Raw genomic sequence first — 25,452 nt, 5'->3', positions numbered from 1 at the left:
CTCACCATGGACTTCAAGACAACCGAAGCGTCCGAAGACCTCGGCGGCCTGGTGCGCACCATCGTCGATTCGGTCGTGACCTCAGAACGCCAGCGGGAACTGGACGGCCTTGACCAACGGTTCGACAAAACGCTGTGGGGAAAGCTGATCGAGGCCGACGTGCTCTCGGCTGCCGCTCCCGAGTCGGTGGGCGGCGGCGGGTTCGGGGTGCTCGAACAGGTCGCCATCCTGGTCGCACTCGGTCGGCAGCTGTCCGCGGTGCCGTATCTGGAGTCGGTCGTTTTGGGCGCCGGCACGCTGACCGAGTTCGGACCCGAGGCGCTGCAACAGGAGTGGGCGGTGCCCGCTATCAAGGGCGACAAGATCCTCACCGTCGCGCTCGACGGCGAAATGGGTCAGGGGCCCGTGCAGGCGCAATCTTCGGAGGGCGGTTACCGGCTCACCGGATCTCGTACTCAAGTGCCCTTCGGGCCGGTCGCCGACGCGTTCCTGATCCCGGCCGAAACAGACTCGGGCCCCACACTTTTCCTCGTCTCCGCGAGCGACCCTGGCGTGACGGTCGAGCCGTTGGACACCACCGGCCACGGCAGCACAGGACACGTGGAACTGCGGGGCACTCAGGTCGACGCAGGCCGCGCGGTCGGCGATGATGATGCGGTCGCATGGCTGATCACCCGGGCGACGCTGGGCCGCAGCGCTTTTCAGCTCGGGGTGCTCGACCGCGCACTCGAGCTCACCGCGGCATATGCCCGTGAACGCGAGCAGTTCGACCGGCCGATCGGCAGTTTCCAGGCCGTGTCGTCACGGCTGGCCGACGGCTACATCGACGTCAAGGCGCTTCGACTCACGCTGACGCAGGCGGCCTGGCGGTTGTCCGAGGATCTTCCAGCGGACGTCGACGTCAACACCGCGGCGTTCTGGGCCGCCGAAGCGGGGCACCGCGTCGCGCACACCACGGTGCACGTTCACGGCGGTGTCGGTATAGACATCGACCACCCCGTGCACCGGTATTTCCTGGCGGCCAAGCAGACCGAGTTCGCGGTCGGCGGCGCGACGGGGCAACTGCTGCGTATCGGCCGGGAGTTGGCCGATACGCCCGCGTGATGTGACCAAGCTGCCGACGGTCGCCGAGTTACTGGCGCCGCTGGTTGACGTCGACGATCGCGGGGTGCTCTTCGAGGAGACGTTCACCCCCTGGCGCGACCACCTGCGCAATGCCGCGGCGATCGCCGCCGCGCTGCGCGCCCGCCTCGATCCCGGACGCCCTCCGCACGTCGGGGTGCTGCTGCAGAACACGCCGTTCTTCTCGGCGGTGCTGGCGGCCGCGGGTTTGACGGGAATCGTGCCGGTAGGCCTCAACCCAGTGCGGCGTGGACCCGCGCTACAGCGGGACATCGCCCATGCCGATTGCCAACTCGTGCTTGCCGATTCGGGTGCGCGAGAGGTGATCGAGGGGATCGATCACATCGACGTCGATTCGCCGGAGTGGGACGACGAGGTGGCGGCGTTCGCCGACGAGCCCGTCGTGGTGCGCGAGGCCAACCCGGCCGACCTGTTCATGCTCATCTACACGTCGGGCACCAGTGGGGACCCGAAGGCCGTCAAGTGCAGCCATGGCAAGGTGGCGGTGGCCGGCGTGACCATGACGCAACGGTTCGACCTCGGTCCCAGCGATGTCTGCTACGTGTCGATGCCGCTGTTTCACTCCAACGCGGTGCTGGTCGGGTGGGCCGTGGCGCTGGCCTCGCAGAGTTCGCTTGCGTTGCGCCGCAAGTTCTCGGCCTCGCAGTTCCTGCCCGATGTCCGTCGCTTCGGGGCGACGTATGCGAATTATGTGGGTAAGCCGTTGTCGTATGTCCTTGCGACACCTGAGCTTGCGGACGATGCCGACAACCCGCTGCGAGCGGTGTACGGCAACGAAGGCGCACCGGCCGACGTCGAACGGTTCGCCAAGCGTTTCGGCACCGTGGTGACGGACGGCTTCGGCTCGACCGAGGGCGGGATCGCGATCGCCCGCACACCCGACACTCCCCCGGGCTCACTAGGGCCGCTGCCGCCGGGCACCGAGATCATCGACGTCGACACCGGTGAACCGTGTCCGCCCGGTGTGACCGGTGAGCTCGTGAATACCTCGGATGCGGGGCGTTTCGAGGGGTACTACAACGACCCGGAGGCCGACGCCGAGCGGATGCGCGGCGGCGTGTACCACAGCGGGGACCTGGCCTACCGCGACGAGAACGGCTACGCGTACTTCGCGGGCAGGCTCGGCGACTGGATGCGGGTGGACGGCGAGAACCTCGGCTCGGCGCCCATCGAGCGTGTACTGCTGCGACATCCGGACGTGGTCGAGGTCGCGGTCTACGGGATACCCGCGCCCGATGTCGGCGACCAGGTCATGGCGGCGTTGACGCTCACCGAGGGGGCAGATTTCGACGTCGACACGTTCCGCGAATTCCTCGCGTCGCAGCCCGATCTCGGCCCGAAGCAGTGGCCGTCGTACGTGCGTGTGAGCGCGGCGCTACCCCGCACCGAGACGTTCAAGGTGATCAAGCGGCGGCTGTCGGCCGAAGGCACCGACTGCGCGGACGCGGTGTATCCGATCCCGCGCTGATGCTGTTCGGCCTTCGATCGAAGACCGCGACCGCCGGCGCATAACACTGCAGTAATTGATGTCCTTGGCTATGGACACGAATGCCCATTCGATGTACATTGGGATGGACATGAAAACGCGCAAGTACGACATGAGCACCCGCGAGGCGGCCAAACTCGGCACCCGCGACGCGATCATCGACGCTTGCGTGCAGGCGTGTATGGCGCAACGCTCGTTCGGGGTCACGCTCGCCGCCGTGGCCGAACGGGCCGGGGTCACGGTCAAGACGGTGTTGCGACACTTCGGTAGTCGTGACGACCTGCTCGACGCGGCGTTTCAGCGCGCGTACGACGAAGCGATTGCCGAACGTACGTCGCCCCCGGGGGACATCGATTCCGCACTCGACGCCCTCATCGCTCATTACGAGCGGCTCGGCGACGTGGTGCTCGCCATGCTCGCCCAGGAGGACAGTGACGCGCGAGCCCGGCGGATGAACGCCACGGGCCGCCTGACACACCGGGCGTGGGTGGAAGAGGTTTTCGGCGAGCACCTCCCCTCCGATCACGACACGCGTTCAAGGGTCGTCGACGCGTTGGTGGTCGCCACCGACGTGTACTGCTGGAAGATCCTTCGGCGCGATCGCAAGTTGTCCGTACCCGAGGTGCGCGATCGCATTCTGCTCCTGACCGAGGCGGTGCTGGCCCATGAAACTTCTCTTCGCCATCGCTGACGGCGGCGGTAACGTCGCGCCCCAGCTGCGGGTCGCATGCGCCCTTCGCGCGCGGGGCGCGCAAATCCTCGTGGTCGGCCATCCCGGCGTACGGAAATACGCTGAGCAGGAAGGCCTCTCATTCGAGCAGTTCGATCGTGGACCTGACATGAACTCCACGACCCAGCGTCCGCTCGCCTCGATGATGATCGACTTCGTTCGGGTGATGGGAGATCCCCGGATCGGCGAAGCCGTCGTCGACGCGGCGCGCCGACACGGCAGCGATGCGGTGGTCATCGACATGCTCTTCGGAGCCGGAATCGCGGTAATCGTGAAGTCGGGACTGCCGACAGTCGTGTTCGTGCACTGCTTCTACAGGGCCGTCCAAGACTTCATGGCCAGCCCCGCCGGACGGATACTGAAGCTGCGTGGTGTCGCACCGCATCCCACCGAGGATGACAGCGTGTTGCAGATCGTCAGCGCCGACGCGCATCTCGATCCCGCGCATGGTCACCCGTCGGTCCGTCACGTCGGCGTTGTGTGGCAAGGCACGCCGAAGAAGTCGCGACCGGCCGAGGTACCACGAATCCTGGTGAGCCTCAGCACATGCGCGTTCGCCGGACAGCGACGCATGCTCCAGCGCATCGTCGATGCGCTGGCGCCGCTCCCGGTCGAGGCAATCGTCACCACCGGCCCCGGCATCGACGCCTCACGCCTGCGGATTCCGCCGAACGCCAGCGTCCACGGTTGGCTCGACCATGACGAGGTGCTCGCCGACGCATCGGCGGTCGTGGGCCACGGCGGGCACAGCACCACCATGCGGGCGTTGTCGTTCGGGGTCCCAGTGGTGGTGATGCCGGCCAATCCCTTCATCGACCAGAAACGCGTCGGGAAAGCGGTGGCACGCGCGGGTGCGGGCCGGCTGCTCGGCAAACACGCGCGGCCCAAACGCATTCGAGCCGCGGTGACGTCGGTGCTCGCCGAGTCCCGCTACCGGCAGGCCGCCGCCGAGATCGGTGATCGGATCCGCCGCCGCGACGGCGCGGTCGTTGCCGCCGACGCCGTCGAGGAGTTCGTCGGCCGGCGCACGGGACTTGCCAATACTGACGATCGCGGCATTCCCACTCGCCAGAGCTAGGCGAGCTTCTGACCGCCCCGTCGCGGAGATGAGGCCTAGTCGCCGCGGATGCCGTCGAGGCGCCGGGTGGCCTCCTCGAAGCCCTGCACCAACTCGGCGATGATGTCGGCGACCGGGCGGATCTCGTTCATCCGGCCGACGATCTGCCCCACGGGCATCGCCACGGTGTCGGGGTTGTCCGACTCGTTCATGCGCTGGTGCGCCTCGCTGACGAGGATGTTCTGCAGCGGCATCGGCAACGGCTCGGGCGCGTCTGGGGCGTCCCACGCATCGGTCCACTTCGTCTTGAGCAGGCGAGCGGGCTTACCGGTGTAGATCCGGCGGCGCACGGTGTCGGCCGAGGTCGCCCGCAGCAGCCCCTCCTGGATCGTCGAGATGCCGCCGGGCTTGCGATGCCCGAGGTCGTACTCGGCCGACGTCAGGAACGCCGAACCCATCCACACACCCGAGGCGCCGAGCGCGAGCGCAGCGGCCACCTGCCTGCCGGTGCCGATGCCGCCGGCGGCCAGTACGGGGGCCTTACCATCAAGCGCGTCAACGATTTCCGGCCACAGCACCATCGAGCCGATCTCGCCGGTGTGCCCACCGGCCTCATGCCCTTGGGCGACAACGATGTCGACGCCGTTGTCCACGTGCCGCTGTGCGTGTTTGGCGCTGCCGGCCAGCGCCGCGACGGGAACTCCAGCGGCGTGGACCTGGTCGATGACGTCCTTCGGCGGCGAGCCGAGAGCGTTCGCGATCAGCTTGATCGGGTGCTTGAGCGCGACCTCGACGTGTGAGCGTGCCACCGAGTGCAGCCATCCGAGCACGCCCTCGTTGCGCGCCTCATCCTCGGGAAGCGGCGGAACACCAAGGTCGGCAAGGGTCTTGTCGACGAAGTCGCGGTGGCTCTGCGGGATCAGCTTGTTGATGTCGACCACTGTGCCCTCCTGCGGCACCTTGGCGGGCATCACCACGTCGACGCCGTACGGCTTGCCGTCGGTGTTCTCATCCATCCAGCACAACACGTCTTCGAGATCGTCGGCCGAGTTGAACCGCACGCAGCCCAGCACGCCGAGCCCGCCGGCCTTGCTGACCGCAGCGGCGACCTTCTCCGACGGCGTGAAGACGAAGATCGGGTACTCGATGCCGAACCGATCGCAGAGTTCGGTGCGCATCCCGGTCACGACGCCGACCCCACGTGGTTGGCATGCACCTCATCGGCGGCGCGCTCTTCGGTGATGTCCTTGGCCCACCGGTAGTCCGGCTTGCCGGCCGGCGTGCGGTGGATGTCGTCGACCCACCAGATCTTGCGCGGCACTTTGTATCCGGCGATCTCACGGCGCACGAACGTGTCGAGTTCGGCCAGCGTCGGGTTGGTGCCCGGGCGGCGGTGCACTACCGCCGCGACGCACTGGCCGTAGCGCTCGTCGGGAACGCCGACCACCAGGGCGTCGAACACGTCGGGGTGCCCCTTGAGCGCGGCCTCGACCTCTTCGGGGTAGATCTTCTCACCGCCGCTGTTGATCGACTGCGAGCCGCGGCCGAGCATGGTGACGGTGCCGTCGGGCTCGACCTCCGCGTAGTCGCCGGGGATGGCGTAGCGAATTCCGTTGAACGTCTTGAACGTCTCCGCCGTCTTCTTCTCGTCCTTGTAGTAGCCGACCGGGATGTTGCCCTTCTTCGCGATCAACCCGCGCACACCCGAGCCGGGTTTGACCTCGTTGCCGTTCTCGTCGAGGACGACGGTGCGGTGGTCGATCGTCACCCGCGGACCGCCGGTGTGCGACTGCCCCTTTGCGACGATGCTGGTGCCGCCGAAACCGGTCTCCGAGGATCCGATCGAGTCGGTGATCACCCGGTTGGGCAGCAGTTCGAGGAACTTCTCCTTGATACTGGTCGAGAACAACGCGGCCGTGCTCGCGAGCAGGAACAGCGAAGACAGGTCGGGCTCGTGACCGGCATCGTGCAGTTTGGTCAGCGCGTCGAGCAGCGGACGTGCCATCGCGTCACCGGTGAAGAACAGCAGGTTCACCTTGTGCTTCTCGATGGTCTGCCACACCTCGTCGGCGTCGAATTCCGGTGCCAGCACGGTGGTTTGACCCGAGAACAGCGACATCCAGGTCGCCGACTGGGTGGCGCCGTGGATCATCGGCGGGATCGGGTATCGGATCATCGGCGGGTTCTCCGCTGCCGCCTTGCTCAGGTCGTACTCGTCCTTGACGAACTCACCGGTGGCAAAGTCGGTGCCGCCGAACAACACCCGGTAGATGTCCTCGTGGCGCCACATCACGCCCTTGGGGAAGCCGGTGGTGCCGCCTGTGTACAGCAGGTAGATGTCGTCCTCGCTGCGCGGTCCGAAATCACGTTCCGGTGAACCCTGTTCGAGGGCGGAGTAGAACTCGACGCCGCCGTAGCGCTCGAAGTCGTCGTCGCTGCCGTCCTCGATCACCAGGACGGTCTTGACCGCGGGGGTCTCGGGAAGCACGTTCGCGACGCGGTCGGCGTAGCGGCGCTCGTGCACGACCGCGACCATGTCGGAGTTTTCGAACAGGTACTTCAGCTCGCCCTCGACGTAGCGGAAGTTGACGTTGACCAGGATGGCCCCGGCCTTGACGATGCCCAGCATCGCAACGACGATCTCGTTGCGGTTGCGGCAGTAAAGGCCGACTTTGTCGTCCTTCTTGACGCCCTGGTCCAGCAGGTAGTGGGCCAACCGGTTGGCCTGCTCCTCCAGTTGGGCATACGTCAGCTGGTCGTCGCCGCAGATGAGGGCGACACGGTCTGGCACAGCGTCGATGGCGTGCTCGGCTAGATCAGCGATGTTCAGGGCCACGGAACCTAAACTAGAACGTGTTACATTTCCAGACAAGTCTGTGGCATCGACGCTGGAAGGCGAACCCCTGTGAGTGATCCCCAGAAGGGCCCCGACGCCCTCATTGAGCAGCGCGGACACACCCTGATCGTGACGCTGAACCGGCCGGAGGCGCGCAACGCGCTCTCGACCGAGATGCTCTCGATCATGGTCGAGGCCTGGGACCGCGTGGACAACGATCCCGAGATCCGCACCTGCATCCTCACCGGCGCCGGCGGCTACTTCTGTGCGGGCATGGACCTCAAGGCTGCGACGGCCAAACCACCGGGCGACTCGTTCAAGGACGGCAGCTACGACCCGTCGCGCATCGACGCGCTGCTGAAGGGGCGACGGCTGACGAAGCCGCTGATCGCCGCGGTCGAGGGCCCGGCGATCGCCGGTGGCACCGAGATCCTGCAGGGCACCGACATCCGCATCGCGGGCGAGAGCGCCAAGTTCGGCATCTCCGAGGCCAAGTGGAGCCTGTACCCGATGGGTGGCTCAGCGGTGCGGCTGGTGCGCCAGATTCCGTACACCATCGCGTGCGATCTGCTGTTGACCGGGCGGCACATCACCGCCGCCGAGGCCAAGGAGTACGGGCTGATCGGCTACGTGGTGCAGGACGGAACCGCGCTGGACAAGGCGCTGGAGATCGCCGAGGTGATCAACAACAACGGCCCGCTGGCCGTGCAGGCGATCCTGAAGACCATCCGCGAGACCGAGGGCATGCACGAGAACGAGGCGTTCAAGCCCGATACCGCCAACGGCATCCCGGTGTTCCTCAGCGATGACGCCAAGGAGGGCCCGCGGGCGTTCAAGGAAAAGCGGGCCCCGAACTTCCAGATGAAGTAGCGCAGCGGGCCGGTCGGGCCGGGCCGCGCCCTCGCCCGTTTGTGCAACGTACGACGGTTCAGGCCGGCTTCCGTCGGTGGTTTCACAGACGGCGCCCTGAGCGCCGCCAGCGGCAGGTGTCAGCTGAGGACTTTCGCCGACGGCGTGAACACCACCGGCATCTGTTCCAGACCGCTCACGAAATTGGCTGGACGCAACGGCAATTCACCGTCGGACGCCAGGCGCAGGTCCGGAAGCCGCTGCAGCAGCTTGGTCTGCATGATCGACAGCTCGAGTCGCGCGAGCTGGTTGCCCAGGCAGAAGTGCGTGCCGAAGCCGAACGCCAGGTGGTTGTTCGGATAGCGCTCGATGTCGAACGACTCGGGATTCTCGAAAACCGCCTCGTCGAAGTTGGCCGACTCGAACAGCAGGATCATCTTCTCGCCCTCCTTGAGGGCGGTCCCATGGAAGTCGGTGTCGGCGGTGACGGTCCGCGCCATGTTCTTCACCGGCGCCGTCCACCGCAGCATCTCCTCGATCGCGTTGGGCAGCAACGACAGATCGGCCGCGAGCCGCCGGTGCTGATCGGGGTGCAGCACCAACTGCCGCGTGCCGCCGGACAGCGTGTGCCGGGTGGTCTCGTCGCCGCCGATCAACAGCAGCAGAACCTCGGTGACGATTTGATGGTCCTCGAGCTTGCTGCCCTCGACCTCGGAGTGCACCAGCACACTGACCAGATCGTCGGTCGGCTCTTCTTTGCGGGCCGCGATCATGCCCATCATGTACTCGCTGTAGGCGGCGAACGCGTCCATCGTCAGTTGGAACTGCTCCGGGTCCGCGGTGCTGCTCAGAAAGCTGACCAGGTCGTCGGACCATTTGAGGAACATCTCGCGTTCTTCGGGACGTACCCCGAGCATGTCGCCGATGACGGCCATCGGCAGCGGCGCCGCGATGTCCCAGACGAAGTCGCACTCGCCGCGCTCACACACGTTGTCGATCAGCGTGTCGCACAGGTTTGCGATCGAGCCCTCAAGGTCCTTGACCCGCTTGCGGGTGAAGCCGGCGTTGACGAGCTTGCGCCGCAACAGGTGTTGCGGGTCGTCCATCTCGATCATCATCTCGACGCCCGGCTGGTCGGGTCGGATGCCCCCGGCGTTGGAGAACAACTCGGGATTGCGTTCGGCCTCGATCACCGCGGCATAGGTTGCGGCGGCGGCCAATCCGTTGCGGTCGCGGAAGACCGGCTCGTTATCGCGCATCCACTTGTAGACCGACCGCGAGTCGCCGGCGTAGAAGGCGCCGTCGGTGAGGTCGACGTCCGGTTTGGTCTGCGGTGCCGTAACAGTCACGACCGAAGCTCCTCTGCATCCGCGAACGACATCTCCACGTTCCCAGCCGAACTGGAGAGCAACGCGCGTTTGGGAAAGCCTAGCGAGGCCAGTTCCTTCGCATAGGGATGTTCGCCGAGCCGGACCCGGGCGCCGCCCGGCCGGTAGCGCACGTCGCTCAGCCTCATCTCGCCGACGGTCCGGCGCAGGACCCCGTCGCGGCACGAGTAGGTGGGGTGCGCCTGCGGCTTCGACGTGAACGCCGACGGAGCAGCGAAGCCGGGCCGGAAATCCATGCCGACCGCGAACTGGCCGTCGATGCTGACGTCGAAAGAGTAGGTGTGCCCGTCACGAATCGTGAACTCCGACATGACCTTCGGATAACCCCAGATCTTGGTGCCGGCCTCCAGAGTGAAGGCCTGATCGACCGGCAGGTGGTGGATGAACGCGCCCGCCGACTGCAGGGCTCGCGGCCCGGACGCATCCGATCCCGGCGGGTTCACCATCACGTTCGTGCCGTACTCGTAGTACTGGCCGAGGTCGCCGTCCTCGTAGCGCATCAGCATCAGCACCACGATCGCGCGTCCCGGCAGGAACCGGCAGACCTTCAGTCCGCTGTAGTCGATCATGCGTTGGGTGGCGTCGGCGTTCACCGAGAACATCGCCATGTGCTGGTGCGCTTTGCGGATTTTCACCGGCATGGTGAGCACCGTGCCCGCGATGGTGTGCTGGGTCATCGCGTCAATCTAGAACGCCGGGTAGACAACAAGCAAGGAAGTGTCTACCCGATCAGACAAGCGCGGCGAGATCCCGGATCTGCTCGGGTGAACGCGCGCCGACGACCATCATCGTCACGCCAGCGGCTTCCCACGCCTTGATCTGTTCCTGCACGTAACCGAGGTCGCCGACGATGGCCGAGTCGTCGACCAACTCGTCGGGGATGATCTTGGCCGCTCGCTCTTTGCCGTCCTTTTGTCCAGAGCGGAACAGCTTCGTCACGTCGTCGACCACTTCCGCATAACCCATGCGGCGGTACACGTCGGCGTGGAAGTTGGTGTCCTCGGCGCCCATTCCGCCGATGTACAGCGCCAGGTGCGGCTTCATCAGCTCCATCATCTCGGCGCGGTCGTCGGTGACGACCACCTGGGCCGTCGCGCAGATCTCGAAATCCTCGCGGCTGCGGCGGGCGCCGGGCCGGGCAAACCCCTCGTCGAGCCACTCGTTGTACATGTCGGCGATGCGCGGCGAGTAGAAGATCGGCAGCCAGCCGTCGCAGATCTCGGCGGCCAGCGCGACGTTCTTCGGCCCTTCCGCGCCGAGCATGACCGGGATGTCGGCCCGTAGCGGGTGCGTGATCGGCTTGAGGTTCTTGCCCAGACCTGTCGTCCCCTCGCCTGTCAACGGCAGCGGGTAGTGCGGGCCGTCGCTGCGCACGGGCGCCTCGCGCGCCCACACCTGACGCAGGATGTCGATGTACTCACGGGTGCGCGTCAGCGGCTTCGGGAACCGCTGCCCGTACCAACCCTCGACGACCTGCGGTCCGGACACGCCCAACCCGAGGATGTGCCGACCGCCGGAGAGGTGGTCGAGCGTCAGCGCTGCCATCGCGCACGCGGTCGGGGTGCGCGCCGACAACTGGATCACCGAGGTGCCAAGCCGCATGCGCTTGGTCTCGCGGCCCCACCAGGCCAGCGGCGTGTAGGCGTCCGAGCCCCAGGCCTCCGCGGTGAACACCGTGTCAAAGCCGGCCTCTTCGGCGGCGGCGACCAGTTCCGCGTGGTTCTCGGGCGGCTGCGCGCCCCAATAACCCAACTGCAGTCCGAGCTTCATTCGCAGACCTCATAACGGTGTCTTGAAACCATTCTTAGAACCTGTTCTACTCGATGCCGTGACCACCAGCCAAAGCAGCCCGGTGCAGATCGATCCGCATGAGCCGCCGCTCTCAGCGCCGCTGAAGCTCTCATTCGACTACACCCGTTCAGTCGGACCACTCCTGTCCCAGTTCTTTACCGCCCTGCGCGAGCGACGCATCGTCGGAGTGCGCGGTTCGGACGGGCGGGTGCACGTGCCGCCGGCCGAGTTCGATCCCGTGACCTACGAGCGATTGACGGAAATCGTACCGGTGGCCCCGGTCGGGACCGTGGTTTCGTGGACCTGGCAGCCGGCCCCGTTGGAAGGACAGCCGCTGGACCGGCCGTTCGCGTGGGCGCTGATCAAACTCGACGGCGCCGACACCCCGCTGCTGCACGCCGTCGACGCCGACTCCCCGGAGAAGATCAGCACCGGCGCACGGGTGCACGCGCACTGGGTCGACGAACCGGTCGGGGCCATCACCGACATCGCCTACTTCGCGCTGGGGGAGGACGCCGAACCGGAGGGCCGGCCCGACGACCGCGATCCGGTCACCGTTCAGGTGGCACCGTCGTCGATCGAGATCCAGCACACCGCATCGCTTCCCGAAAGCACGTTCCTGCGGGCGCTCGAGGAGGGCAAGCTTCTCGGTGCCCGGACCAAGCGCGGCCGTGACGGCAAGCCCGGCAAGGTGTACTTCCCTCCGAAGGAGGCCGACCCCGCCACGGGCCTCGAGCTCGACGAGTTCATCGAGCTGCCGGACAAGGGCACCGTCACCACGTTCGCGGTGATCAACATCCCGTTTGCCGGGCAGCGAATCAAACCGCCGTACGTCGCCGCCTACGTGTTGCTCGACGGCGCCGACATCCCCTTCCTGCACCTGGTGACCGAGATCGAGGCGTCCGAGGTGCGGATGGGAATGCGCGTCGAAGCGATCTGGAAACCGCGCGAGGAGTGGGGTCTGGGCATCGACAACATCGACCACTTCCGGCCGACGGGTGAGCCCGACGCCGATTACGACTCCTACAAGCACCACCTGTAAAGGGGCTCATTCTTCATGACTTCGGAAAACGGGGTAGCGGTCGTCGGCTTCGCGCACGCGCCGCACGTGCGGCGCACCGACGGGACCACCAACGGCGTCGAGATGCTGATGCCGTGTTTCCACCGGCTCTACGACGAGCTCGGGCTGAAGCAGACCGATATCGGCTTCTGGTGCTCGGGTTCGTCGGATTACCTTGCGGGACGCGCGTTCTCGTTCATCTCCGCGATCGACTCGATCGGCGCGGTGCCGCCGATCAACGAGTCGCACGTCGAGATGGACGCGGCGTGGGCGCTCTACGAGGCGTACATCAAGATTCTCACCGGCGAGGTGGACACCGCGCTGGTTTACGGCTTCGGCAAGTCGAGCGCAGGGGTGCTGCGCCGCGTGTTGGCGCTGCAGACCGACCCGTACAGTGTCGCGCCGCTGTGGCCGGACTCGGTGTCGATCGCCGGCCTGCAGGCTCGGTTCGGACTCGACGGCGGTAAGTGGACCGCCGAGCAGATGGCCGAGGTGGCGCTGAACTCGATGACGGCCGCGGGCCGCACCGACAGCGAGAAACCGGCCAAGTCAATCGACGAGCTGCTCGAGCGGCCGTACTTCGCCGATCCGTTGCGCCGCCACGACATCGCGCCGATCACCGACGGCGCTTCGGCGATCGTCCTGGCCGCCGGGGACCGGGCACGCGAACTTCGCGAGAACCCCGCGTGGATCACTGGTATCGAGCATCGCATCGAGACGCCGATCCTGGGCGCCCGCGATCTGACGACGTCGCCGTCCACCGCGGCGTCCGCTCAAGCGGCGACCGGCGGTGACACCGGATCGATCGACCTCGCCGAGATCCATGCCCCGTTCAGCCACCAGCAGCTGATCCTCACCGAGGCAATCGGCCTGGGCGACAAGACCAACGTGAACCCCTCGGGCGGGGCGCTGTCCGCCAACCCGATGTTCTCCGCGGGTCTCGAGCGCATCGGCTTCGCTGCACAACACATCTTCGACCGGTCGGCGCAGCGGGTCCTTGCCCACGCGACGAGCGGGCCTGCGCTGCAACAGAATCTGGTGGCCGTTCTGGAGGGACGCGACTGATGGCATCCAACAAGCAACTGGCCGCGGTACTGGGCACCGGTCAGACGAAGTACGTCGCCAAGCGCCAGGACGTGTCGATGAACGGTCTGGTGCGCGAGGCCATCGACAAGGCGCTGGCGGACGCGGGCGCGACGATGGACGACATCGACGCGGTGGTGGTCGGCAAGGCACCTGACTTCTTCGAGGGCGTGATGATGCCCGAGCTGTTCATGGCCGACGCCGTCGGCGCGACGAACAAGCCGTTGATCCGTGTGCACACCGCCGGTTCGGTCGGCGGGTCGACAGCGGTCGTGGCCGCCAGCCTGGTGCAGTCCGGTAAGTACCGGCGCGTGCTGGCGATGGCATGGGAGAAGCAGTCCGAGTCGAACGCCATGTGGGCCTTGAGCATTCCGGTGCCGTTCACCAAACCCGTCGGCGCCGGCGCCGGTGGGTACTTCGCCCCGCACGTGCGCGCCTACATCCGCCGCTCCGGGGCGCCCAACCACATCGGTGCGATGGTGGCGGTCAAGGACCGGCTCAACGGCGCCAAGAACCCGCTGGCGCATCTGCATCAGCCCGACATCACCCTGGAGAAGGTGATGTCATCCCAGATGCTGTGGGACCCCATCCGATTCGACGAGACGTGCCCGTCGTCGGACGGTGCCTGTGCCCTGGTGATCGGCAACGAGGAGATCGCCGATCAGCGTCTCGCCGAAGGCAATCCGGTCGCCTGGATTCATGCGACGGCGCTGCGGACCGAACCACTGGCGTACTCGGGGCGTGACCAGGTCAATCCGCAGGCGGGCCGTGATGCCGCAGCGGCGTTGTGGAAGGCGGCCGGGATCAAGAGCCCGATCGACGAGATCGACGTCGCCGAGGTCTACGTGCCGTTCTCGTGGTTCGAGCCGATGTGGCTGGAGAACCTCGGTTTCGCGACGGAAGGAGAAGGCTGGAAGCTGACCGAGGCGGGCGAGACGGCGATCGGCGGACGCATTCCGCTCAACGCTTCCGGCGGCGTGCTGTCGTCGAATCCGATCGGTGCCTCCGGCATGATCCGCTTCGCCGAAGCAGCGATCCAGGTGATGGGCAAGGCCGGCGACCACCAGGTCGAGGGCGCCCGCAAGGCGCTCGGCCACGCGTACGGCGGCGGCTCGCAGTACTACTCGATGTGGGTGGTCTCCAGCGACAAGCCGACGGCCTGACCATGTCCCGTATGCAGTACACCTGCGCGGTGCCGATGTGTCAGATCGACCAGCTGACCGCGATCGCGAAGACGGCCGAGGAGGTCGGCTTCACCTCGATCGCGTTGCCGGACTCCATCTTCTACATGGAGAAGCAAGCGGCGGACTACCCGTACACGCCGGACGGCTCGCGGATGTGGGACGAGAACACCCCCTGGGTCGATCCGCTGATCGCCGCAGGGGCGATGGGTGCGGTGACGTCGACGCTGCGCTTCTACACCAACGTGATGAAGCTGGGTTCGCGCAATCCACTGCTGCTCGCGCGCCAGGTCGGCTCGGTGGCCAACCTGACCAACAACCGGTTCGGTTTCGGTGTCGGGATCGGTTGGGCCCCCGAGGAGTTCGAGTGGTGTGGCCAGCCGTACGCGCGCCGCGGCAAGAGGGTCGACGAGATGATCGAGGTGATCAAACTCGTGCTGGCCGGCGGCATGGTGGAGTTCCACGGCGAGTTCTACGACTTCGACAAGCTTCAGATGAGCCCGGCGCCCACCGAACCGGTCCCGTTCTACGTCGGCGGCCACACCGACGTCGCTCTCAAGCGCGCGGCACGCGTCGGCGATGGATGGACCAGCGCGATGATGACCGGCGAGCAGCTGGCCGAAACGATCGCCAAGCTGAAGGCGCTGCTCGCCGAATACGGCCGGGCCGACGACCCGTTCGAGTTCCAGGCCGTATGCATCGACAAGTTCGGCGTCGACGGCCACCGTGAACTCGCCGAATCCGGCGTCACCGACAACATCGTGATGCCATGGGTGTTCGAGGGACTGGGCTTCGACGCACCGCTGCAACCCAAGCTCGACGCGATGAAGCGCTTCGCCGAAACTTACATCCACTCGGGCTGGCAGGACTGATCCCGATGACCGTCACCAATCCGGAGGCTCCGGTGCACCTGGCGGGCAAGCGATCCCGCGAGGCGGCGATCGCCCACGACAAGCAGGCCTGGCTGGACAACTTCGCCGACGACGCGATCGTGGAGGACCCCATCGGGCCGTCGCACTTCGACCCCGAGGGCAAAGGTCATCGCGGCAAGGAAGCCATCGCGAAGTTCTACGACATGGCGATCGCGCCCAGCGAGTTGCAGTTCAACTTCGAGACCACGTACCAGTGCGGTAACGAGGAGGCCAACGTCGGCCATATCGTCATCCGGTCCGCCGGTTACGAGGTGACGGCCGAGGGCGTGTTCACCTACCGCGTCAACGACGAGGGCAAGATCGTTGCGCTGAGGGCCTTCTGGGAACTGGACCGCGCCACCGCGAGCGCACGAAAGATCTAGCGGCCGAGCCGGTCCGCGGCCGAGGCGGCGAGGCTCAACGTGAACCGTTTTGCCCGCCTGACCGCATCACCGAACACGCGTTTGGGAACAGCCGCCCCGCGCAGATCGACCGCGTCGCCCACGCGCACCGCCCCCGCGGTGTCCACCCAGCAGTAGCTGCCCAGGCAGCGCTGTGCCCGCGCGGCGACGGCCTTGGTGATGCGGCGGTCGACCTCGAGGCCCGGCTGTCCGCGGCTCGGGACCACACAGCGGATCGTCGGCATCGTCACCTCCAGCACCGCGCCCCCCAGGGTGAGATGCCCACCGGTCCACTGCGCTTCAGGCAGCCCGTCGGACGGATCATCGAGCGCGAGAAGCACATTCGGCCGGAAGCGCCGTACGTCGAGAGGATCACCGCCCACGTCGGCGCCGACCGTCGCAAGACTCGTCATACTCAGCACGTGCACCGGCGCGAGGTCGACGAACATCCCCGGCGGCGTCGAGAAGCGAGCGAACATCGCGAGGTCGGCGATCCGGAACATCGAGACATCAGGCAGCTTCTCACCCTGATCGACGCCGAAGTCGGTGCGCAGCGAGGCGATCGACGCGTTGTCGCGTTCGTGCTTGCTTAGCCGGTGCAGGCTGGTGTCCTCGGCGGGCGGCAGCGCGGTCAGGCGCACCTCACGTCCCGCCAATTCCGACAGCTTGGCGTGCACAGCGTCGTCACCGCTGGACAACTCGCTTCCGTCCGGAAAGGTGATCGCGACCTCGGGCACGTTTCCGGGACCGGCGTCCGCGGGCAGCGGGGCGACGTACCGCGCGGTGGCGTTGAGCAGCGCCGGGAGGCGGCGCGCCGACGCGGTCACGTCGCGCTCGAGATCGCGCACCGCCCACAATCGGTCGCCGGTGACTCCGCGCGGTCCGATATCGACGTGCTCGACGCGTTCGCCGCCCAACGACTTCACTGGATAGCGCCACAGTTCGGCGACCCGACCGATGGTCATGGCGCCACGCTACCGCTCACCTGATCGGCCACAGCGCTGTGTCCAGTGCATTCGTCCGGTTCAGTACCTTCGGAAGACGAGCTCTACGCACACACACGGAGTCCGAATCCCATGTTTGAACACCGCCGTCTCACACTGTCGAAACCGCTGTCCGCGGCGGCGGTGGCGGCCGTCATCTGCGCCGTCACCGCCGGCTGCGACGACGCGTCCGGGCCCAACCCGAGCGGAGGCCTCGGAGGCCCTTCCGCGACCTCGTCCACGACGTCGGCGCCGGCCGCGCCCACGACAAGCCGCAGCGGCGATCCGGCTGAGCCCGTGGACTACAGCCACCTGCTGCTCGAGGCGTCCGATCTCAGCGACGACGAAGACACCTTCACCGTCCAGTCGACGAACCCCGCGCCCGGAGGTCTGCCCGGGGCGAGCGCCCTGTTCGTCAATCAGGACGACACCCGCGCGATCTCCAACACGATCGTGGTCTACCCGGACGCCGAGACCGCGACCAAGACGCTGCGCGAGGCCATTCCCAGGCTCGACCAGGTGGTCGCCGACGCGACACCCCGACCGGTCCCGGTCGGCACTGACGGCACCATCGCCGTCGGTCAATCGATCGACCACAGCAAGGCGGTCACGATGCTGCTGTTCACCCAGGGCCCGGCGCTGGTGCGGCTCGAATTCCAAAGCGCGCTCGGCGACGCCACCACCGACGAGTTCGTGGTCAAGATCGGCAAGATGCAGGATGTCGCCCTTCGCGCCGGCCTCACGAAGCGGTAGCGATCACTCCTCGACGCGTTGCAGACCCGTCGAGTAACGACGCGCCAGCTCCTGGTACGCGCCGGGGTTGGTGTTCACCCACATCTCCGCGCCGGTTCCGGCGATCGGACCGCGCACCCTGGCTGGTGCTCCGGTCACCAGAACTTCGTCGGGGATCTTCGTGCCACCGATGACGAGCGAGTGCGCCGCGATCAGGGTGCGAGCGCCGATGACCGCCCCGTCGAGCACCGTGCAGTGATTGGCGAGCACCGCCTCCGCGCCGATGTGCGCGCCGTGCACGACGCAGGCGTGCGCGACCGTCGCGCCGGGTCCCACGTCGACGGGGATGCCCGGCGGGGCGTGCAGAACGCAGCCGTCCTGCACATTGGCGCCCTCACGCACCACGATCGGGGCGAAGTCGGCCCGCAGCACGGCGTTGAACCACACCGACGCACCCGCCTCGACGTGTACGTCACCCACCAGCGTGGCCGTCGGCGCGATGAACGCGTCCGGATCGATCGTCGGTGCGCGCCCCTCGAAGGAGTACAACGGCATCGTTTGGTTATACCCCTAGTTGGCGCGCGATGAGCGCTTCATGAGGAGGCGGATTACCTGCACAGATTGCGTGTGGAGCGGACAAAACTGTAACGTGTTCTAGTTAGAGACACAGAACCGGGAGGCCCACCGTGACTACCGACAGCGCGGGAATTCGTGAGATCGACACCGGCGCCCTGCCCGACCGGTATGCCCGGGGATGGCACTGCCTGGGCCCGGTGAAGAACTACCTGGACGGCAAGCCGCACGGCATCGAGATCTTCGGCACCATGCTCGTGGTCTTCGCCGACTCGCACGGCGACGTGAAGGTCCTCGACGGCTACTGCCGCCACATGGGTGGCAACCTCGCCCAGGGCACGATCAAGGGCGACGAAGTGGCGTGCCCGTTCCATGACTGGCGCTGGGGCGGCGACGGCAAGTGCAAGCTGGTGCCCTACGCCAAACGCACGCCGCGGCTGGCCCGCACCCGCGCCTGGGAGACCGACGTTCGCGGCGGGCTGTTGTTCGTCTGGCACGACCACGAAGGCAATCCGCCACAGCCCGAGGTCCGGATTCCCGAGATCCCGGAGGTCGAGAGCGACGAGTGGACCGATTGGAAGTGGAACTCGATCCTGATCGAGAACGCCAACTGCCGGGAGATCATCGACAACGTCACCGACATGGCGCACTTCTTCTACATCCACTACGGCTTGCCGACGTACTTCAAGAACGTCTTCGAGGGCCACATCGCGTCGCAGTATCTGCACAACGTCGGTCGGCCCGACATCAGCGACATGGGCACCACCTACGGTGAGGCGCACCTCGATTCGGAGGCGTCCTATTTCGGCCCGTCCTTCATGATCAACTGGCTGCACAACAACTACGGCGGCTACAAGGCCGAGTCGATCCTGATCAACTGCCACTACCCGGTCACCCAGAACTCGTTCATGCTGCAGTGGGGCGTCATCGTCGAAAAGCCCAAGGGGCTGGACGAGGAGATGACCGAGAAGCTGGCCAACACGTTCACCGAGGGAGTCAGCAAGGGCTTCCTGCAGGATGTGGAGATCTGGAAGCACAAGACCCGCATCGACAATCCGCTGCTCGTCGAGGAGGACGGCGCGGTTTACCAGATGCGCCGGTGGTATCAGCAGTTCTACGTCGACGTCGCGGACATCACCCCCGATATGACGGACCGCTTCGAGATCGAGGTCGACACCACGGCGGCGAACGAGAAGTGGCATGTCGAGGTCGAGGAGAACCTCAAGCGCCAGGCCGAAGAGAAAGAGAAGGCTGAACAAACGCAGTCATGAGCCCGCGCGACGAAGCCCCCGACTCTAGTCGGATTGTCGGCCCCGCCGATGTCGACCGGCTGGCGCGGGCGATGTTGCTGCTGCACGGTGGGCATGACGACGACGACCACGGCCATGGCGGTGGCTCGACAGCCGGAACCTCCACGAAGGCACCGATTTTCGATGCCGAGCGCACAGCGGCGCTGCGTGAGGCCACCCAACGCGATCGTGAGCGGTATCTGAGCTCGGGCCTGGTATCCGTCGACTGCCGGTTCTGCCACGTGTCGGTCGACGTCAAGAAGTTGGGACCTGCACACACCTCGGTGCAGTGGAACACCGAGGCGTCGCGACGCTGCGCGTACTTCTCCGAGATCCGGGCGTCCGGCGGCGATCCCGCCCGCGAGAAAGCCTGCCCCCGGCTGGCCGACAGCATCAAACACGCTGTGGCCGAAGGCTGCCTGGAGGAGAAGTCCTCCGCGCCCCCGCCCGGCGACGGCTAGATCGTCCATCACCCGCCCTATCCCGGCAAGATGGGCCCACGCGCGAGCTGGGGAACGTAAAGTCGCCCGAAATGCGGCGATTCTGGGCGACTTTCTGTCTGTTCGCGATGAGCGCTGCCGCCTGCACACGGGTCGTCGACGGCCCGCCGCCGACTTCGGAACCGCCGGTCGCGCCGATCACGGCCGGACAGATCGGCGACCTGCTGAGCCCGAAAGTGTTGAAGAGCGACGGCAACCTGTTCGTCTCCGTCGAGCCGGCCGAGTGCGCGGGAGTGACGCGCGAGGTCGACCCGCCGTTCATCGTCGACCACGATCCCGCCGCGTACGACGGTGGGCACTGGATGACCACGAACAGCGGTCTCGACGTGTACGTCGAAGAGATGATCGGCGTCTATCGAGCAGATTTCGACGCCGGTGAGGCCCTCGCACAAGCGAAGCGGACGATCGAGTCCTGCCACGGAACACCGTTCCGGGTCACCAGCATGGCCGGCCGCGACTATGTCTTCGAGCTCTTGGCACCGGTCGATTCCGGTTCACGCGAGATCGTGCTGTGGTCGTTCAAGGGTGACGACTGGGCATGCGACAGCGCGTTGATCGCCGCACACAACGCCGCCGTCGAGATCTCCACGTGCGGCCCTGCGAACGGCTATGACGTGAGATCACTGGCCGAGGACGCACTCGAGCGCATCAACAAGCTGGCGAACACCACCGCCTGAGCCGAACGGTCAGAGTCCCTTGAACCGCTCCTTGACCTCGTCGTCGGTCAGGCCGTAATCGGCCAGCGAGTACGAGTGTTTGGGTGCCCGCGGCCCTTTCTTGCTCTCCTCATGCGTCGCGGTCATCGCGTCTCGTGCCTCGTCGGTGAACTCGATCCCGAACGCGCGGTAGATGTCGGCCACTGCGCCGACTGGATCTTTGATCAACGCGAAGTAGTCGAGGTCGTAGAACTGTGCCGGATCGTGTTTCGCCCGTTCGGCATTGAACAGCTCCAGCCCTCGCGACCAGGTCTCCAACGAGTCGCGCCCGATCGTCTCGCCGATGAAGGTGGTGGACCATCCCTCGGTGGTGTGTTGGGCCAGCGAGCACATCGACGCCATGATCGTCTCCGGTGGGCGGTGGCATTGGATGACCAGCGCATCGGGATACGTCTTGAAGAGGGCGTCGAGCGCGAACAGGTGGCTCGGATTCTTCAGGACCCACCGCTTCTCCGGTTCGTTGAGCCCGATCAGCTGAAGGTTTCTGCGGTGGCGCTGATACGGCTTCGTCCAGTCCTGTTCTGCCAACCATCGCGAGTACGTCGGGATATGGGCCAACGTCTCGTATGACACCGAATGCAGGGACTGGCGCAGCAACTGCCAGCATTCCTCGACCTCGTCGGCGGTCATGTAGTGCAGGCCGGTGTAATCCGGATTCTCCGCGTGCGCCTTGCTGAACTGGGCGTCGAGTTGCGCGAAAACCGGGTTCTCCGACCAGGTTTCGCGAGGCGGCCGGGGCTGCGGGAACTCGGCGAGCCATAACTCCAGCCCTTGGTGTCGGGGGTCAGCGGCCAGTAGCCGGTGGATGGCGGTGGTGCCGGTGCGCGGCAGGCCCGTCACGAAGATCGGCTTGGAGATCTCGACGTCGGCGTGCTGCGGGTACTGCTTCCACGCCGCTTCGGACACCAGCCGCGCGACGAGCGCGTTACGCACGAAGAACCGCTGCATTTTGCTGCCGAACTCGGTGAGATCCGCGTCGCGGCGGTACGACTCGAGCAGCACAGCGAGAGCTTCGCGATAATTGTCGTCGTCGCTGCCGAAATCGTCGAGACCGCAGGCCTTGGTGGCCGATGCGTGCAGATCCTCGACGGTGCCGACGTCGGTGCGGGGGCTCACGCCTTGTACTCCCCACAGTTGACATCCAGTGCCTGGCCGGTGATTCCGCTGGACAGGTCGCTGGCCATGAACAGAATCGCCGATGCGACCTCGTCCTCGGTGGGCAGCCTCTTGAGGTCGGACGCGGCGGCGGTCGCCTTGTAGATCTCGTCGACCGTGGTGCCGTACTTGCCCGCCTGATGGTTGAAGTAGCTTTCCAACGTTCCGCCCCAGATATAGCCCGGCAGAATGGAATTGACCCGAATTCCCTGCTCACCGAGTTCGGTTGCCAGCGACTGCGACATCGCCAGCAGCGCCGACTTCGCCATTTTGTAGGCACCGTACTTCGCCTGTGAATGACGCACCACCATCGAGTTCACGTTGACGACCGAGCCGTTGGCCTCCGCCAACGCCGGCGTGAACCCCTGGATCAGGCGAAGCGCACCGAAAACGGTCAACTCGATTGCGTCGCGCATGTGCTCGAACGTGGTGTTGGCCAACGGCTTCATCGACGGCACGCGGAACGCGTTGTTGATCAGCACGTCGACCTTGCCGTAAGCCTTCATCGTTTCGTCGACGAGGTTGTTCACCTGCGCATCGTCGGTGATGTCCGTCCCGACCGACAGCGCCCGCCGACCCAGATCGGTGATCTGCTTGGCGACATCCTCCAGCCGCTCGACGGTGCGGGCGGCGAGCACGACGTCCGCACCCTCCTGCGCGCACCGGCGCGCGAGCGTCGTGCCCAAGGCCGGGCCGACGCCGCTGATGACGACGACCTTGTCTTGGAGGAGACCCGTCATCAGCCCACCATCCTGTTCTGAATCTGCTGCTGCCGCAGTGCGATCCTCGCGCGCCAGTCATCTTCGGAGATCTTGTTGCTGTCGTAGTACGGCAGCGCGTCGGCGACCCTGTCCACGTCGACGATCTCGACGGTCGGGCCGTCGGCCTCGGTCAGAGCGCGCGACAGGCGCTGCCACCGGAACTGGAGATATCCCTTGCGATGGCCGAGCGTCTCGCACCAGTTCGTGACGCCGGGGTTGGCGTCGGAGACGACGATACGGATCTTCTCATCCGGATCAGCCTGTGCCTGAGTGCCGTTCAACGATGTCTGGTGGTTGATGTAGTCCAGCGAGATGTACCACAGGCTGCCGAGCTGGAAGCCGAGATACGGGGCGTCGGGCACGGGCAGCGTGATGATCATCGCCTGGTCCGGTGTCAGGTCGAAGTGACCGACCGACGAGTACTGGGTGGCCAGGCCCCCGGGAGTGAGCCGCGGCGCGACCATGGTGTTGACCGGCAGCGTGTCGTAGAACCACTGGGGGAACTGCAGCCAGGTCTTCACGCGCTGGACCAGTTGCTTCCCCGCCACCGCGTAGCGCTTCTCGATGAGCTCCTTGGTCAGCGGCGCAGGTGCGGTGCCCGCGGTGTCGGTGCGCGCGATGGCGATGTAACCCCGCTGCGCGGACCAGTCGTTGTACACCTCGCGGACGACCAACTGCGACGGGCTGGTCGGCGTGAACCGCCACTCGTACGTCCCGTCCTCGGCGATGTCGAGTTCGCGGTCGTCGAATGCCGCCTGGCTCGGTGGCACGTTGTCGTCGGTGTACTCCCCGCCCAGCAGCTGAAAGGCCAGGTCGGTGGTGGTGCCACGTTTACCGGTGACGACGTACTCATGGCCGGGCTGCACCCGGGTCCCGAAATAGAGGGCGTCCGGATTGTCTAGGCCCATCTTCGTGAACGGTCCGGTTCCGGACTGCATTAAGGGATGGTCGCGGTCGTAGTCGAACGCCAGGTGAGCGCAGGCGGCTATACATCCGGCCAGATACTGCAGACCCTCGAGCAGGTCCGCCTCCGACTCGATGAACGGCGCAGTGGACACCAGGTGCTCGGCTTCGGCGATCGCGTCGATGAACGGCTGTGAGTACACACTGCGAAACTAGAACGCGTTCTAACTGTAGTCAATATACGGACCGATCTGGTTCAAATATGGAACGCCCGGTAGCCTTCGACCGTGAGCTCTCCAGAGTCGTCCGGTCGTGCATCGCCGCCGACCGAACGGGTCGTGCGCGTCCTCGACTTTCTGGCCGAGAACACCGGCCAGCGGTTCGGGGTGTCGGAACTCGCTCGCCGCCTCGGACTGAGCAAGCCGACGTGTCTCGGCATCGTGACCACGCTTTCGGACGCGGGTTATCTGGTGCGCGACCCGACCGACAAGACGTACCGGCTGGGCCCCTCGCTTATCACGCTCGGTCATCGGGCCCAGGAATCGCTGCGGGTGAGCCCGGCCGCTCGTGAGGCGCTTCGCAGGCTGTCGTCGCGCTTCGGAGTCACCGCGGCGCTGTCGGCCGTCGTGGATGACCGGATCACGCTGCTGGACATCGTCTCTCCGCCGGGCGTGAGGCCGGGGGTCGAGGTCGGGCAGAGCTATCCGTTCGCACCCCCGGTCGGGCTGATGTTCGTGCTGTGGGACGACGAGGCGGAGCGCAACTGGTTGACGAAGGAGCCGACGCTTCCGTTGCGCACCGACACCGAACGGCTGAACCGAGTGATCGCCGAGTGCCGCGCGGACGGATATCTGGTCGAACGACTCACACCAGGTGGCCGGCGGCTCTACGCGTTGATGGCGGGCATGTCGACACAGCTGCCCGACGAGTTGCGCGCGCTGCTCGGCGAGCTGGTGTCCGACATCGGTGAGCGCGTTTACCTGCGTGGCGAGAACGGGTTAGAAGGCAAACGCCGCTCCGCCAGATTCGATATCAGCGTCATCTCGGCACCGGTGTATGACCACTACCAGCGACAAATCATGGTGGCTTCGATGCACATCGGGAAAGCGCTGACCGACAATGAAATACACGAGCGCGCGCGGGCACTGGTGGCCACCGCGGACTCGGTGACTGCACAGCTGGGCGGAACGAAACCCCACGGGGACGGTTAGACCAGCAAACAAAGATTTTGGATTCGAGCGTTTTGCCCCGTCGTGTCGCGGGTACCTGAACTTTTGTCTGGGGGTCTTCAAGACGCACCGATCGCTACGTGGTCGGGGCGGTGACGAACAACAAGTCGATGTAGCGCCGCGACCGTCGGCGCCATCACCGAACAAGGAGTTCACCGTGGAGATCAAGAAGTTTGCGGCCACAACAGCAATGGCCGGAGCGCTCGGTTTGTCGGCATTCGCCCTGGGTAGCGGCCTCGCGCAGGCGGATCCGGGCCCGAAAGTTCCGGGGCCGAACCCGCCGGGACCGGTCATCTCGAATTGGGCACCTGGGGATCCGCCCGGGCACAACCCGTTCGGTCCGCCGGGACAGGTGAAGCAGCAGCCCACCATCGCGGGTGTTCCGAACCCGCTGGAGAACGTCCCTCCGGGCCACTGGGACGATCGGGTGCGCCTCGGCATTCCGGATGTCTGGCTGCCGCCGCTCGAGCTGCGGCCGGATCTCCCCGACCTCGACACCCCGTTGAAGGTCGAGTGGAACGCCGAGGCGAATGCGTTCGGTGTGTTCCTGGAGAACGGCGTCTTCGTCGCTTACCGGTGACGTCACAGCCTCCGCACAGCAGCCGCCCTGCCAAACGGCAGGGCGGCTGTTCGTTTCGGAGGCCTTGGCGCTTCGTTGCCGCGTTGATGCCCGAAAACGCTACGCTGACCTGGTG

The 25,452-nt window shown here is 66.1% G+C and carries 26 protein-coding genes; 16 read left to right on the top strand and 10 right to left on the bottom strand.

The genetic code is table 11. The features are described from left to right. The first annotated feature begins 6 nt into the window (after window positions 1–6). The 4 genes from A5650_RS06945 to A5650_RS06930 all read left to right on the top strand — a co-directional run bounded on the left by A5650_RS06945 (window position 7) and on the right by A5650_RS06930 (window position 4,437). Window positions 7–1,104, top strand: coding sequence for an acyl-CoA dehydrogenase family protein (locus tag A5650_RS06945; protein ID WP_067288091.1), 1,098 nt, complete (start codon window positions 7–9; stop codon window positions 1,102–1,104). A gap of 1 nt (window position 1,105) precedes the next feature. After that, window positions 1,106–2,611 (top strand): long-chain-fatty-acid--CoA ligase FadD17, encoded by a 1,506-nt coding sequence (fadD17, locus tag A5650_RS06940; RefSeq protein ID WP_082950638.1) that lies wholly within the window; start codon window positions 1,106–1,108, stop codon window positions 2,609–2,611. Window positions 2,612–2,720: 109 nt separating this feature from the next. Then, window positions 2,721–3,320 (top strand): TetR/AcrR family transcriptional regulator, encoded by a 600-nt coding sequence (locus tag A5650_RS06935; RefSeq protein WP_197501805.1) that lies wholly within the window; start codon window positions 2,721–2,723, stop codon window positions 3,318–3,320. Then, window positions 3,295–4,437, top strand: a complete 1,143-nt coding sequence (locus tag A5650_RS06930) for a glycosyltransferase (RefSeq protein WP_067287975.1) — start codon at window positions 3,295–3,297, stop codon at window positions 4,435–4,437. The genes A5650_RS06935 and A5650_RS06930 overlap by 26 nt, the downstream gene beginning before the upstream one ends. Window positions 4,438–4,472: 35 nt before the next feature. Here the strand turns inward: A5650_RS06930 and A5650_RS06925 are convergent, their stop codons facing one another. Next, entirely contained in the window at window positions 4,473–5,594 is a 1,122-nt protein-coding gene (locus tag A5650_RS06925; RefSeq protein ID WP_067288473.1) for an NAD(P)H-dependent flavin oxidoreductase, read from the bottom strand. Between the two features lie 5 nt (window positions 5,595–5,599). Beyond that, complete coding sequence (locus A5650_RS06920) at window positions 5,600–7,288, bottom strand: acyl-CoA synthetase (RefSeq protein WP_197500576.1); 1,689 nt, start codon at window positions 7,286–7,288, stop codon at window positions 5,600–5,602. A gap of 33 nt (window positions 7,289–7,321) precedes the next feature. On the opposite strand from A5650_RS06920, the gene A5650_RS06915 reads away from it, so the two are divergent. Next, the gene (locus A5650_RS06915) at window positions 7,322–8,122 is read left to right on the top strand and encodes a crotonase/enoyl-CoA hydratase family protein (RefSeq protein ID WP_067287970.1); all 801 of its coding nucleotides are present in this window, start codon (window positions 7,322–7,324) and stop codon (window positions 8,120–8,122) included. A gap of 119 nt (window positions 8,123–8,241) precedes the next feature. On the opposite strand, the gene A5650_RS06910 is transcribed toward A5650_RS06915, so the two are convergent. From A5650_RS06910 to A5650_RS06900, 3 genes are read right to left on the bottom strand one after another with little or no spacing between them, the layout of a single operon-like run. Further along, window positions 8,242–9,450, bottom strand: a complete 1,209-nt coding sequence (locus A5650_RS06910) for a cytochrome P450 (protein ID WP_067287966.1) — start codon at window positions 9,448–9,450, stop codon at window positions 8,242–8,244. Then, the gene (locus A5650_RS06905; protein WP_067287963.1) at window positions 9,447–10,166 is read right to left on the bottom strand and encodes an acetoacetate decarboxylase family protein; all 720 of its coding nucleotides are present in this window, start codon (window positions 10,164–10,166) and stop codon (window positions 9,447–9,449) included. The genes A5650_RS06910 and A5650_RS06905 overlap by 4 nt, the downstream gene beginning before the upstream one ends. Window positions 10,167–10,218: 52 nt before the next feature. After that, window positions 10,219–11,259, bottom strand: coding sequence for an LLM class F420-dependent oxidoreductase (locus A5650_RS06900; protein WP_067287960.1), 1,041 nt, complete (start codon window positions 11,257–11,259; stop codon window positions 10,219–10,221). Between the two features lie 58 nt (window positions 11,260–11,317). On the opposite strand from A5650_RS06900, the gene A5650_RS06895 reads away from it, so the two are divergent. Genes A5650_RS06895 through A5650_RS06875 form a run of 5 tightly spaced genes read left to right on the top strand, consistent with a single transcriptional unit; the run spans window position 11,318 to window position 15,898 of the window. Then, complete coding sequence (locus tag A5650_RS06895; RefSeq protein WP_067287957.1) at window positions 11,318–12,322, top strand: Zn-ribbon domain-containing OB-fold protein; 1,005 nt, start codon at window positions 11,318–11,320, stop codon at window positions 12,320–12,322. A gap of 15 nt (window positions 12,323–12,337) precedes the next feature. Further along, the gene (locus A5650_RS06890; RefSeq protein WP_067287956.1) at window positions 12,338–13,405 is read left to right on the top strand and encodes a thiolase family protein; all 1,068 of its coding nucleotides are present in this window, start codon (window positions 12,338–12,340) and stop codon (window positions 13,403–13,405) included. Continuing rightward, a complete protein-coding gene (locus tag A5650_RS06885) occupies window positions 13,405–14,586 on the top strand; it encodes a thiolase family protein (RefSeq protein WP_067287954.1) in 1,182 nt (393 codons plus the stop codon). The genes A5650_RS06890 and A5650_RS06885 overlap by 1 nt, the downstream gene beginning before the upstream one ends. Window positions 14,587–14,597: 11 nt before the next feature. Further along, window positions 14,598–15,476 carry a TIGR03619 family F420-dependent LLM class oxidoreductase gene (locus A5650_RS06880; RefSeq protein WP_067288470.1) on the top strand — a complete coding sequence of 293 codons (879 nt, stop codon included), beginning with the start codon at window positions 14,598–14,600 and terminating at the stop codon, window positions 15,474–15,476. 5 nt (window positions 15,477–15,481) lie between these two features. After that, a complete protein-coding gene (locus A5650_RS06875) occupies window positions 15,482–15,898 on the top strand; it encodes a nuclear transport factor 2 family protein (RefSeq protein WP_067287947.1) in 417 nt (138 codons plus the stop codon). On the opposite strand, the gene A5650_RS06870 is transcribed toward A5650_RS06875, so the two are convergent. Then, window positions 15,895–16,881: an MOSC domain-containing protein gene (locus A5650_RS06870; protein ID WP_197501804.1), complete on the bottom strand. Its 987-nt coding sequence runs from the start codon at window positions 16,879–16,881 to the stop codon at window positions 15,895–15,897. The two genes, A5650_RS06875 and A5650_RS06870, sit on opposite strands and share 4 nt — an antisense overlap. Window positions 16,882–16,992: 111 nt before the next feature. Here A5650_RS06870 and A5650_RS06865 point away from each other — a divergent pair, with 111 nt between their 5' ends. Next, window positions 16,993–17,652 (top strand): hypothetical protein, encoded by a 660-nt coding sequence (locus A5650_RS06865; RefSeq protein WP_067084324.1) that lies wholly within the window; start codon window positions 16,993–16,995, stop codon window positions 17,650–17,652. A 3-nt stretch (window positions 17,653–17,655) separates the two neighbouring features. Here the strand turns inward: A5650_RS06865 and A5650_RS06860 are convergent, their stop codons facing one another. Then, a complete protein-coding gene (locus A5650_RS06860; protein WP_067287944.1) occupies window positions 17,656–18,186 on the bottom strand; it encodes a gamma carbonic anhydrase family protein in 531 nt (176 codons plus the stop codon). Between the two features lie 131 nt (window positions 18,187–18,317). Between A5650_RS06860 and A5650_RS06855 the strand changes: the two genes are divergently transcribed. From A5650_RS06855 to A5650_RS06845, 3 genes are all read left to right on the top strand, one after another. Next, the gene (locus A5650_RS06855; protein ID WP_067287941.1) at window positions 18,318–19,475 is read left to right on the top strand and encodes a 3-ketosteroid-9-alpha-monooxygenase, oxygenase component; all 1,158 of its coding nucleotides are present in this window, start codon (window positions 18,318–18,320) and stop codon (window positions 19,473–19,475) included. Further along, window positions 19,472–19,954, top strand: a complete 483-nt coding sequence (locus A5650_RS06850; RefSeq protein WP_067287939.1) for a hypothetical protein — start codon at window positions 19,472–19,474, stop codon at window positions 19,952–19,954. The genes A5650_RS06855 and A5650_RS06850 overlap by 4 nt, the downstream gene beginning before the upstream one ends. A 71-nt stretch (window positions 19,955–20,025) precedes the next feature. Next, a complete protein-coding gene (locus A5650_RS06845) occupies window positions 20,026–20,670 on the top strand; it encodes a sensor domain-containing protein (RefSeq protein ID WP_067287938.1) in 645 nt (214 codons plus the stop codon). Window positions 20,671–20,679: 9 nt separating this feature from the next. Here A5650_RS06845 and A5650_RS06840 read toward each other — a convergent pair whose 3' ends face one another. The 3 genes from A5650_RS06840 to A5650_RS06830 are packed head-to-tail and all read right to left on the bottom strand — an operon-like array spanning window position 20,680 to window position 23,731. Beyond that, window positions 20,680–21,825, bottom strand: coding sequence for a sulfotransferase family protein (locus A5650_RS06840; RefSeq protein WP_067287929.1), 1,146 nt, complete (start codon window positions 21,823–21,825; stop codon window positions 20,680–20,682). Next, a complete protein-coding gene (locus A5650_RS06835; RefSeq protein ID WP_067287925.1) occupies window positions 21,822–22,604 on the bottom strand; it encodes an SDR family oxidoreductase in 783 nt (260 codons plus the stop codon). Before A5650_RS06835 ends, A5650_RS06840 begins: the two co-directional genes overlap by 4 nt. After that, complete coding sequence (locus A5650_RS06830) at window positions 22,604–23,731, bottom strand: hypothetical protein (RefSeq protein ID WP_067287923.1); 1,128 nt, start codon at window positions 23,729–23,731, stop codon at window positions 22,604–22,606. The genes A5650_RS06835 and A5650_RS06830 overlap by 1 nt, the downstream gene beginning before the upstream one ends. Window positions 23,732–23,815: 84 nt before the next feature. On the opposite strand from A5650_RS06830, the gene A5650_RS06825 reads away from it, so the two are divergent. Together A5650_RS06825 and A5650_RS06820 are read left to right on the top strand one after the other, a co-directional pair. After that, window positions 23,816–24,739 carry an IclR family transcriptional regulator gene (locus A5650_RS06825; RefSeq protein WP_067287920.1) on the top strand — a complete coding sequence of 308 codons (924 nt, stop codon included), beginning with the start codon at window positions 23,816–23,818 and terminating at the stop codon, window positions 24,737–24,739. A gap of 175 nt (window positions 24,740–24,914) precedes the next feature. Next, the gene (locus A5650_RS06820) at window positions 24,915–25,337 is read left to right on the top strand and encodes a hypothetical protein (protein ID WP_067287917.1); all 423 of its coding nucleotides are present in this window, start codon (window positions 24,915–24,917) and stop codon (window positions 25,335–25,337) included. Window positions 25,338–25,452 lie beyond the last annotated feature (115 nt).

This window comes from Mycobacterium sp. 1164985.4, from assembly GCF_001668575.1.
GTDB lineage: Bacteria > Actinomycetota > Actinomycetes > Mycobacteriales > Mycobacteriaceae > Mycobacterium.
Note: the sequence above shows the minus strand (reverse complement) of the source record. Positions and strands in the feature narration are given on the sequence as shown.

What these genes read in the sequence shown, in the direction of transcription:
- A5650_RS06945 (WP_067288091.1), top strand. Translation starts at nt 7, where the DNA reads ATGGACTTCAAGACAACCGAAGCGTCCGAAGACCTCGGCGGCCTGGTG.
- A5650_RS06935 (WP_197501805.1), top strand. Translation starts at nt 2,721, where the DNA reads ATGAAAACGCGCAAGTACGACATGAGCACCCGCGAGGCGGCCAAACTC.
- A5650_RS06930 (WP_067287975.1), top strand. Translation starts at nt 3,295, where the DNA reads ATGAAACTTCTCTTCGCCATCGCTGACGGCGGCGGTAACGTCGCGCCC.
- A5650_RS06925 (WP_067288473.1), bottom strand. Translation starts at nt 5,594, where the DNA reads ATGCGCACCGAACTCTGCGATCGGTTCGGCATCGAGTACCCGATCTTC.
- A5650_RS06905 (WP_067287963.1), bottom strand. Translation starts at nt 10,166, where the DNA reads ATGACCCAGCACACCATCGCGGGCACGGTGCTCACCATGCCGGTGAAA.
- A5650_RS06900 (WP_067287960.1), bottom strand. Translation starts at nt 11,259, where the DNA reads ATGAAGCTCGGACTGCAGTTGGGTTATTGGGGCGCGCAGCCGCCCGAG.
- A5650_RS06890 (WP_067287956.1), top strand. Translation starts at nt 12,338, where the DNA reads ATGACTTCGGAAAACGGGGTAGCGGTCGTCGGCTTCGCGCACGCGCCG.
- A5650_RS06885 (WP_067287954.1), top strand. Translation starts at nt 13,405, where the DNA reads ATGGCATCCAACAAGCAACTGGCCGCGGTACTGGGCACCGGTCAGACG.
- A5650_RS06880 (WP_067288470.1), top strand. Translation starts at nt 14,598, where the DNA reads ATGCAGTACACCTGCGCGGTGCCGATGTGTCAGATCGACCAGCTGACC.
- A5650_RS06875 (WP_067287947.1), top strand. Translation starts at nt 15,482, where the DNA reads ATGACCGTCACCAATCCGGAGGCTCCGGTGCACCTGGCGGGCAAGCGA.
- A5650_RS06870 (WP_197501804.1), bottom strand. Translation starts at nt 16,881, where the DNA reads ATGACCATCGGTCGGGTCGCCGAACTGTGGCGCTATCCAGTGAAGTCG.
- A5650_RS06865 (WP_067084324.1), top strand. Translation starts at nt 16,993, where the DNA reads ATGTTTGAACACCGCCGTCTCACACTGTCGAAACCGCTGTCCGCGGCG.
- A5650_RS06860 (WP_067287944.1), bottom strand. Translation starts at nt 18,186, where the DNA reads ATGCCGTTGTACTCCTTCGAGGGGCGCGCACCGACGATCGATCCGGAC.
- A5650_RS06850 (WP_067287939.1), top strand. Translation starts at nt 19,472, where the DNA reads ATGAGCCCGCGCGACGAAGCCCCCGACTCTAGTCGGATTGTCGGCCCC.
- A5650_RS06845 (WP_067287938.1), top strand. Translation starts at nt 20,026, where the DNA reads ATGCGGCGATTCTGGGCGACTTTCTGTCTGTTCGCGATGAGCGCTGCC.
- A5650_RS06835 (WP_067287925.1), bottom strand. Translation starts at nt 22,604, where the DNA reads ATGACGGGTCTCCTCCAAGACAAGGTCGTCGTCATCAGCGGCGTCGGC.